Below are 8,463 nucleotides of genomic sequence, written 5' to 3' on the forward strand. Positions count from 1 at the left end.
GGATGTCCACTTCGGCATCGACCTATCAACCTTGGCGCGGCTGATCGAGGAGGATGCGATTTGACCCCGGATCAACCCGATTTTCCGGAGAGCCGTTCTGACAAGGCCGTCCCCAACTGGCACGTTCACCTGGCCGCCCATGATGACGACGCGCGAGTAGGGACTGGCGACCGAGACACCGGGACCTGGTACTGGGTAGGGAACCGCACCCATCCAAGGCTGCATCGGTGTGGCAAACGCCCTGCCAGCATAGAACCGCGCCATATACGCTGCCCGCTCCTGGCGTTGTACAGCAAGCTGTTCAGCCTGACGACGTTCCTCAGCCACATCCAGATCCGCCTGCTTCGTGCGGGCCTGAAGCTGTTGTTCGGGGGTCAGCGCCCTGAACTCGGCCTCCGACATGCCAAGCGGGTAGCGTGCACACGCCGCTAGCCCGAGAATGACGACGGATACGGCGGCGAGCTGAATCAGCCTCATAGGGTCCAAGTCTCCTGGCCGGACATCAATGCCATTCCCACACGGCGGGATTTGCGCCTTCCGCAAATATCATCACCGCATAAGTCTCTTTCCGCCCACCCATCTCCATGCCCGGCGAGCCAATGGGCATGTTGGGCACCGCAATGCCGCGGACGTTGGGCCGCTCGGAAAGCAGGCGCTTGACGGAGCTGGGCGGGACGTGCCCTTCAAGTACATAGCCGCCAACCGTCGCGGAATGGCAAGACCAGAGCGATGCCGGCAGACCGAGTTCAACCTTCTTGCGCGGAAGATCATCGATTGTGATAACGGCGGCCGAGAACCCCTCGACCTCCATGCGCTTCACCCAGGCTCCGCAGCAGCCACAGGAAGCATCGCGATAGACCCGCAGTTCGGGCACGCTGGCGTCAGCAGCAAATGGCCGCCATACCACCGGGACGAAGGTGCCGGTGAGGGCGAAGGCGAGACCTCCACGAAGGAGGCGACGCCGTTCGATGTGGATCATGATGCACCTGTTGAATGGGTTGTTCATGTTCCGGGGAGACTAAACCGTTAAGGGCGCTGCTCTCGCCTTCGAAAGACACTGATGTTCGTCGCCTTTCGGCGGGTCAACGGACGCGGCCCCCGGCGAGAGGCACGCACAGACTTGGGATCGCGGCCCTTCTGGCGGCGCGATCAGGCAGCCAAGGGGAGAGCGCAGGCCGCATCCAGGGCTTGGCCGGTAGCGTCCGTATCGTCCAAGAGGTCCGCGGCCCATCCCAGGATCAGGTTTTCGGTGATCTGGTCGTGCTCCATTTCACCGTCCTCAATGAGCTGGCGGATCTCTTCTTTCGCCCGCTCGATGCAGGCCTCGAAAGGGGTCCTCGGCGTCGCGGTGGCGGGAGCGAGGATTGGAAGGGCCTCTTGGAACACGAACCCGCCCTTCTTCAAGCGCCGGGTCTGACGGACCATCCAGCCGGTCATGACTTCGGCGCAGTACGCGTCCGTTTTCTTGAAATCCGGATCCGCGACGGGAGCGTCCGGCTCCATGCCGGGCAGCGGAAGGGGGATCTGAGCCTTATCGGTCCTGCGTCCGCCCTGCTGAGTGCCGCGCCGGATGTGGAAGGCTTCCCAGCGGGCCGTCTTACCCCAAGCTTGACTGTCAACCGAAACAACTCTCGGGTGCTCGCGGCACAGCTCCATGGCCTCACCGTGCAAGCCGAAGAGGTGAACGCGACAGTTGGCCGGCAGCCAACGATCCAGATGCGAGAGGATCTGGAGGACGCCATTCGGGCCGTGCGGCTGCCGTCGGCAAAACGAGCCAATCCCGACCACGGAATGCTCAGACAGCCACGGCATGCGCTCAATGCAGCGGCCGTAATCCGAGGCAAGCCAACCCTGCACCACGGGAGCAAAGCGCGCAACGGAGCCAGCCTCGATGGCCAGGTTCCGGCAGAGCACATTGAGGCGCACCGTGCGGGAAATACGGTCGTGGACCTCGGTAGGCGAGCCAGCCACTTCCGGCTCTACGCAATAATCCATGCTGTAGAACCGCTCCACCGGTAAGGAGCTGGCAAACGCGATATACTCCTGCGGCCCCCAGGGCCACCCCGAATACTGCTTCATGGCCGAGTATCCGCCACTGTCAAGCTGAAGGCGGATACCGGTCGCATTGGCAAAGCAGCTTCCGTCAAAGCCGTTGAAGTACGGAATGCCCAGATCATCCTTCCGGTACACCGCAAATGCATTGGCGCTGACCAGCACCGGAGCGCCGAGTTCACGAGCGCGGGACAGGAGAGGACCTTTGCGCAGGTGAGGCAGACCCAAGATCATCTCGACCATCATCGGAAACTCTGTGCATTGGGGGAACGGCACAATGATATCGTACAGGGCGCATTACGCCAAGCACAAAACACCCGAATTTGGCTTCTTTATTTGCTCCACCGGTCGCGTGTTATTGTCAAATGCCGACGGCGCCGCGGCTATTTTAAATTCCGGCTCGGACATCGGCTGGAGGACTACATCCTCTCGCTGGACGGCGGGCCACAAACGCTGGTAGCAGTGGACGCGCCGCCGGTCGAAGCGCGCGCCCACGAGCACGGCTATCCCGCCAACGCCGACCGATGCGGGGAACGGGCTTATGTCCGCAAGGACGGGTGCGGGCAATGTCCTGCATGCCACGCGTCATCGCGTAGTTGAGCGCATGAACCTCAAGAAGCCGCTGAACGGTGTGACCATGACGGTTCTACTCCCGGCCCCCGCCTCTGTTCCTGACCGGGTGCCGGCCCAGTCAGGAACAGCAGGGCAGATTCAACGGATCAGGATGGGCTCCCTTGCTTCGGCAGGCCGCGCCCGTCCGATGCATTGGCATCGGTCACCTCCAGGCGCGCCGCGATCAGACGCACGACGCGGAGCGCCTCGTCATTCCTGGTTATGCCAAGAAAGCGCCGCCGCAGCTCCACCGCCGCGGCCAATTCACCTCGCTCCTGGTGAGCCGCATGGATGGCAAGCGCGTCATCTTCGGAGAGCATGAACATTCGGCTATCAGACTGCTTTGGTCGTGGTCATGGGCACGTCGCCGCGCTCGGCATATAGCCGGTCTACAGGCGTCGAGCACGGCGCGGAAGCGTGCAGAGGGCATATGTGCGCCGTGGGGCTGCTGCGCCGCAACGGCAAAGAAGGAATGGGCAGAACGGATCCGCCCTATCCGGCGTCGGGATCAGACGCCGGCGTGAAGATCGTGACGCGCGCCCCTCGCCGCCATAGGCCGGGCATCCGTCACGGACCGAGCGGAACCCGGTTTCCAAGTCAGCGGGGCCACACTCGGCGCATGCGTGGATTTGCTGCCGGAAGACCTTTGCATCCTCCGCAATTCCCCCGAGCGCCACACCGAACTCCGCCAACGTGAACGTGAAGGCGAGAGTTCGCTCAAGGGGGGATTCGTCACCCCCTTCGACGGTGCTGCCCAGCCGGACACTGGTCACACGGCAAGCGCCCTCGGCGCGCAGCACCGCGATCCACGTGCCGTAGGCCCTCTCTTCGTCGACATGCTTCGACAGCGGTTCCTGGGTGGCGCCGATCTTCAGGAGCCGCGCCTTGTTGTGGATCGTGGTGAGGCTCTCGGCGTTGGCCGCTGTCGTCTCGCCTGGGCGGCAGGAAGGGATGGTCACGCCGACTCCTCCGGTGCAGCTTGGCCCAACAGCGTCCAGAATGGGTCCTCAGGCTTGGGCAGGGAAACATGTTTGGATCGGCGCGTGGCCCAGCGCAAATAGCTGGCAAGGCTCGCGCGCTGCTTCTGCTCCATGACAGGCGACCACACCAGCGCGTGCTCTCTGGCCCACATCCATGCCCCAGCCTCGCTGCACAAGCGGGTCTGAGACTGCCGGCGGCCGAGGATGTGGCCGACCTCGTGCAGGGCCACGGCATAGGAGGCCGCCGACTTCACCGGGCGGATCTTCATCCGGCGCTCCCTGCGGAAGGCGCGACCGCCGCGAGAATGCTCCTCGAACACAATGCCGTGCGTCTCGCAGAGTTGCGCAACGTGGGCGGCCATCTCTGCGACGGTCACCTTGCTCACGCCGCAAGCGCCCCGATCCGCGTGGTCTGGCGCCGGTGAGCGATGTGATCTAGGCCGATGGCGACCGTATCGGCCGCCCGTTCGAGAATGTCGTCGGTGACGACCTGGAGGACTCGCCGCAGCGCCGGAAAGGCGCCCCGGAGTCCGTCTTCGACAACCGCCACTTCGGCGTCCGCTGGCGCCTGTCGGGTGGCGGGAGTGTAGCGGATGGCGTCGACGGCCCAGAGCACGGCGGGAGCGCCATCGCATTCGCCAAGGTAGGGGCGCACGTAGATGTGCCCGTCGATGCTGATCTGGAAGCTGGACTCGGCGCCGCCAAAGTCCTCGACGGTCACCGAGGTCCTGGTCAGGCCGATCACGACCAGCCCAGCCAGGAGGTGCGGCGTCAGGGCCTCTAAGTCGGACTTCGACGGCAGGAAAGGGGGGAGATTGGCGCTCATAGTGTCCTCGTTGGGGGCCGCTCCCTGGCAGCCCCGTTGGGTTAGCGGAAGGGTGTCGTGGAAAGCCCGATCGTCGGCCCCGCTGAACGTCACCGTGTGGGCTTCACCTTGGGAGCTTCGCGCCGTCGTCCTGAACGGCGTTCGGGTCGATGCGCAGGACTTGGCAGGCCAAGCGGCGCAGAGCGCTCTTCGGGGACCGATGCGCAGGCTCGTTGAACATCCCGCAGGAGTAGGAGCCGCTCGGATTCTCGCGGATCACACCGACGCACGCACGGCCAAAGATGATGCGCCAGGAGCGTTCTTCCTCCTCGATCATGCGGAAGGCCTGCCCCCGCATGAACTGCCGGGAAAGTTCGTGCCCTTGGGGCATCCGGTTCCGGCGCGTGTGGTTTGCCTGGATCTCGATGTCCTTGTCGGCCCCCCGAAAGCGATCCCGATACGTCAGGTGGTGATGCTCGCCACGCATGGCGTCGTCCTTCTGGCGCGGGAGAAGGGGAGGAGAAGGGACGGCAAGGCGCGCTCGCCGTCCCGGCTGCTCAATGGGCGAGAGCCTCGGCTGCCGAACGATGAGCGGGTAGCGGGTGCCACTCACCCTCCGCGTCTCCCGCGTCGATTAACTCCGGGCAGGGCTGAGAGGCGTTGGTGGCGTAGAAGGTCGCCAGCAAGCCGCCCGCGTCGATGGTCGCCCCGGTGCTGACGATGCCCAGACGCTGCGCCACCTCCTCCGCGAGCGCCGAAGTCGCTTCCTCGATGACCCGCACGCACTCTTCAACGCCCGGTACACCCCGCTCGCGGGCAGCCTGGATGAGACAGTCGAGGTCGATGATCTTCGCCATCACGCCGCCTCCCGCTCGAAGCCATCCGCCGCATCGGAGAACATCGCTCAAGTGGACGTGATGTCGCCGCCATCGGGGCCCGTCACATAGACCGACACCCCATCGTCGGCGCGCTTGACGGTCACGGTCAGACGGTCTGCTTGCACCTGAACAGCAGCATCGGGCTCGGCCAGCACGCAATGCCGCCGCGCCTCGCCGTCCACCGGCCCACGTTTGCCCAGCGTGGCGCCGATCATGTTACGGAACCCGTCCAGAAGTTCCCAGACCGCGGCGATGTCCGTGTGCTGGGTCGAGCCGCACATATCAGAGAAGGCCGCGATCCGGCCCTCCATCTCCAGCAGCAGATCGCGCATGGCCGGAGCTTGAGCGAAGGCCGCGGCCAAAGCTTCAGGGGACAGGCCAAGGGCCTGCATCACGCGGGCGCGGTCGTCCTGTGGCACGAAGGCGAAGAAGCTGCCGGGACAGCTGTGCTCTTTGAACGCTGCCTCCGACACATCGCCAATGGCGAGACATGCAGTTTCCGAAGTCGGATCGTCCGCGACAAGGCCGATCGTGGTGGCGTGGTGAGCGTATAGCGTCTTCATCGCATCCTCCCGATTAAGCAGCCAGCGAGATCGCCGGGGCGCTCGTTTCGGACGCGGCGGGCTCGGGAGCATCGGTGAGCGGCGGCAGGCCTTCCTCGACCAGTCGGAGTTCGGCCAGCAGCGCCTCGAAGCGCCCCTCGGCAATCGCCCGGTCGATGTCCCGATAGGCGACAGTGACCTTGCCGCGCTGGTCCGCCTTGTGCGCGATGATCTTGGACCCGTCGAACAGGACCGCCTGTCCATCCGCTTCATACTTGGCGTCGGACGTGCGCTTGTAGGTCGCGCCATGCGAGCGTAAGAACGTCTCCAGCGTTTCGAACTGGCCGTTCGCCGCCTCAGCGTCACAAAGGCGGAGCGTCTCGCCCGACTGAATCGCCTCATCGATCAGGGTCAGGATCTCCTCTTGCAGCAACGGCCCCTCACCGTAGTCGAGGCCGACGCCCTGTTCGGCGATGGCCTGGGCCAGCGAGACACGGAGGGAAGGGGGGAGCGGACCACCGATGAAAATGGCCGCAGGCATATAATCGGACATGATGCACCTCTCGATTGATCCCGGTCGGTGGGGAGGCCGATCAGGAAGCGCTGCCATCAGCGCCGAACAAGACCACGATACATGCACCCTGTACGATGTTCAATAATAAATCTCGCTTGCCATAGGCTATTACTCAAAACACACATCCCTCAGCATCGGTTATCACGCACGAAGAGGGCTTTCTTTAATGTCATAGAAAGACAATGAGCATGAATCCAACCTAACGCTCGTTTCAATGTCTGGGTATGACCAAGGGCTCTCAATTGTCTGCTCTCTCTGCCGCCTCAGTTGAAACCAGAGGGAAGGCGCTGTATCTGAGGGTCGAGCCCCTCAACGGTAGGATGGCCGCGATGGCTACCACCATGGTCGCGTGAGCCCTCCGTCATCAACGCGGCGCTCCCGAGTGCTCCAGGGATAGTGCCGAAAGACGATAATAATCATCGTCTTTCGGCGGCGCGAGAGTCGTGGGTGCGCTGGTAGATTGCTGATCGCGCTAGCAAGGCTGGCCGAATTCAACCGAGAGGATGACGATGCTCGTGTTCGAGCTGAAAGTTCCAGCCTTGCTGTGTTTGTTGGCCCTCATCCTGCTGGTGCTGAGTGCTGCTCTACAAACGACCGCTCTCGGCATTGTGGGCCTCAGCGTGTTGGGAGCGGCGATTATAACGCTAGCACCGATCCCGCTTCCCCGGTCGATCAAGTCTGCTATCCGCGAGCGGTTCGGCACCGGGTGTTGACCACCGTCAGCGCCCGATTCCCAACGCCAGGATTGGTTTAACCAACATTCCAAATGCCGCCATAAGAGTTTTCCGAATAGGAGCGAGTTATGTTGCGGCTTATCGCCTTTGCTCCCGATCGCGACCGCTTAGGCGAATCTCCTGTTCAAACGGCTCAATAGGGAGGAAGTGCCGACCGTGTATGAATTCGACCGCATCACCGACCCGGAAGCACTCATCAAGACCGCGACGCGAAAGCACCCTACCGGTCCCGCTTTCGACATCAAGGATGCGCAGCGCGCCGCCGTGCTGATCGTTGAGGCGACTACCGCCGCTGATCCCGGCCCCGACCTCACCCGCTGGACTCTCATCGACGCGACCGGCGCGCTGATCGCCAGGGCTGACGTGCCCGGCTTCTGAAACGAGCTGAGCCGATTCGCCCACCAACAAAGGAGCCCGCCTTGACCGAGCCATTCGCACACCTCTACGCCTCCTTAGACAGCCTCCACACGGTCTTGAGCGTGGGCTTCTGGATAGGCGCCATTCTGGGTTTGGTGGCTGCAATCCGTGGACGTGGCTGGGGCGGATTGCTGATGCTGACCTGCCTTGTCGTTCTTCTACTGCAATGGGGCGTGTTCGCCTATCCGGAGTACTTCGTGCCTCTCGTCCTTGTGCTCATTGCCATTGAGTGGGCGGGCGAGCCCCGCGAGGAGCGCATGCGCAGCCGTACACCAACCATTATTCGCGCCGCGAAATTCCACAACTTCTTGACTGCTGATTGGCTGTATCGCCATCGCAAAGAAGCATCTACTGCCGTGATCCTGAGCGGTGCGCTTTTTGCTGGAATGGGACACGAAACGGCCGCCGGCCTTTGCTTCATCGTTGCCTTCGCAACCGTCGTCTGGGTCATTCTCGACGATACCCCCATACAGGAGCGGTTTACCATTGCTGCTCCTGGCAACGCATGTGAGATCGGGCGCGCCGCCATCACCGAAGCCTTTCCGGAAATCCAGGCCGCTGCCGAGCAGGGCATGCATCTCTTCGAGATTGCCGACGAGTTCCAGGCCCGTGGCTTCCGGGTGTCCGGCATGGACATTCGACGTGCCTTAGCCAAGGCCCAGGCTCCGGCACAGCGCGTCACGGATGATGAAGCTCGGCTGCGCCTGTCTCTGACGTTAGACCGTCTATTGGAGAGACGAGTCGCTCAAGCTGTCGCATGAGCCAACATATTTGGGCTCTCCGGAAAATCGGGTTGATCCGGGGTCAAATCGCATCCTCCTCGATCAGCCGCGCCAAGGTTGATAGGTCGATGCCGAAGTGGACATCCG

14 protein-coding genes are annotated in these 8,463 nt (G+C 63.1%); 3 read left to right on the forward strand and 11 right to left on the reverse strand.

The window, feature by feature from the left end; genetic code table 11:
- The 11 genes from FHW79_RS31915 to FHW79_RS31965 form a co-directional block, all read right to left on the reverse strand.
- Positions 1-477 (reverse strand): hypothetical protein (locus tag FHW79_RS31915; RefSeq protein ID WP_211108590.1); only part of this gene is annotated, 477 nt, incomplete at its 3' end.
- A 25-nt stretch (positions 478-502) separates the two neighbouring features.
- Entirely contained in the window at positions 503-979 is a 477-nt protein-coding gene (locus FHW79_RS31920) for a DUF411 domain-containing protein (protein WP_183182631.1), read from the reverse strand.
- Between the two features lie 170 nt (positions 980-1,149).
- The gene (locus FHW79_RS31925) at positions 1,150-2,298 is read right to left on the reverse strand and encodes a hypothetical protein (protein WP_183182632.1); all 1,149 of its coding nucleotides are present in this window, start codon (positions 2,296-2,298) and stop codon (positions 1,150-1,152) included.
- Between the two features lie 473 nt (positions 2,299-2,771).
- Positions 2,772-2,990, reverse strand: coding sequence for a hypothetical protein (locus tag FHW79_RS31930; protein WP_149650947.1), 219 nt, complete (start codon positions 2,988-2,990; stop codon positions 2,772-2,774).
- Positions 2,991-3,053: 63 nt separating this feature from the next.
- On the reverse strand, positions 3,054-3,623 hold the full coding sequence (locus FHW79_RS31935) for a hypothetical protein (protein ID WP_183182633.1): 570 nt from the start codon (positions 3,621-3,623) through the stop codon (positions 3,054-3,056).
- On the reverse strand, positions 3,620-4,030 hold the full coding sequence (locus tag FHW79_RS31940; protein ID WP_183182634.1) for a hypothetical protein: 411 nt from the start codon (positions 4,028-4,030) through the stop codon (positions 3,620-3,622). Before FHW79_RS31940 ends, FHW79_RS31935 begins: the two co-directional genes overlap by 4 nt.
- Positions 4,027-4,470 (reverse strand): hypothetical protein, encoded by a 444-nt coding sequence (locus FHW79_RS31945; RefSeq protein ID WP_183182635.1) that lies wholly within the window; start codon positions 4,468-4,470, stop codon positions 4,027-4,029. Before FHW79_RS31945 ends, FHW79_RS31940 begins: the two co-directional genes overlap by 4 nt.
- Positions 4,471-4,573: 103 nt before the next feature.
- The gene (locus FHW79_RS31950) at positions 4,574-4,936 is read right to left on the reverse strand and encodes a hypothetical protein (RefSeq protein ID WP_183182636.1); all 363 of its coding nucleotides are present in this window, start codon (positions 4,934-4,936) and stop codon (positions 4,574-4,576) included.
- Positions 4,937-5,006: 70 nt separating this feature from the next.
- Complete coding sequence (locus FHW79_RS31955) at positions 5,007-5,306, reverse strand: hypothetical protein (protein ID WP_183182637.1); 300 nt, start codon at positions 5,304-5,306, stop codon at positions 5,007-5,009.
- Between the two features lie 47 nt (positions 5,307-5,353).
- A complete protein-coding gene (locus tag FHW79_RS31960) occupies positions 5,354-5,890 on the reverse strand; it encodes a hypothetical protein (protein WP_183182638.1) in 537 nt (178 codons plus the stop codon).
- A gap of 13 nt (positions 5,891-5,903) precedes the next feature.
- Complete coding sequence (locus tag FHW79_RS31965; RefSeq protein WP_183182639.1) at positions 5,904-6,422, reverse strand: hypothetical protein; 519 nt, start codon at positions 6,420-6,422, stop codon at positions 5,904-5,906.
- Positions 6,423-6,952: 530 nt separating this feature from the next.
- Between FHW79_RS31965 and FHW79_RS31970 the strand changes: the two genes are divergently transcribed.
- The 3 genes from FHW79_RS31970 to FHW79_RS31980 all read left to right on the forward strand — a co-directional run bounded on the left by FHW79_RS31970 (position 6,953) and on the right by FHW79_RS31980 (position 8,355).
- A complete protein-coding gene (locus FHW79_RS31970; protein WP_149650955.1) occupies positions 6,953-7,156 on the forward strand; it encodes a hypothetical protein in 204 nt (67 codons plus the stop codon).
- 177 nt (positions 7,157-7,333) lie between these two features.
- Entirely contained in the window at positions 7,334-7,555 is a 222-nt protein-coding gene (locus FHW79_RS31975) for a hypothetical protein (protein WP_183182640.1), read from the forward strand.
- 41 nt (positions 7,556-7,596) lie between these two features.
- A complete protein-coding gene (locus FHW79_RS31980) occupies positions 7,597-8,355 on the forward strand; it encodes a hypothetical protein (RefSeq protein WP_183182641.1) in 759 nt (252 codons plus the stop codon).
- The last annotated feature ends 108 nt before the right edge of the window (positions 8,356-8,463 follow it).

Source organism: Azospirillum sp. OGB3 (assembly GCF_014192915.1).
GTDB lineage: Bacteria > Pseudomonadota > Alphaproteobacteria > Azospirillales > Azospirillaceae > Azospirillum.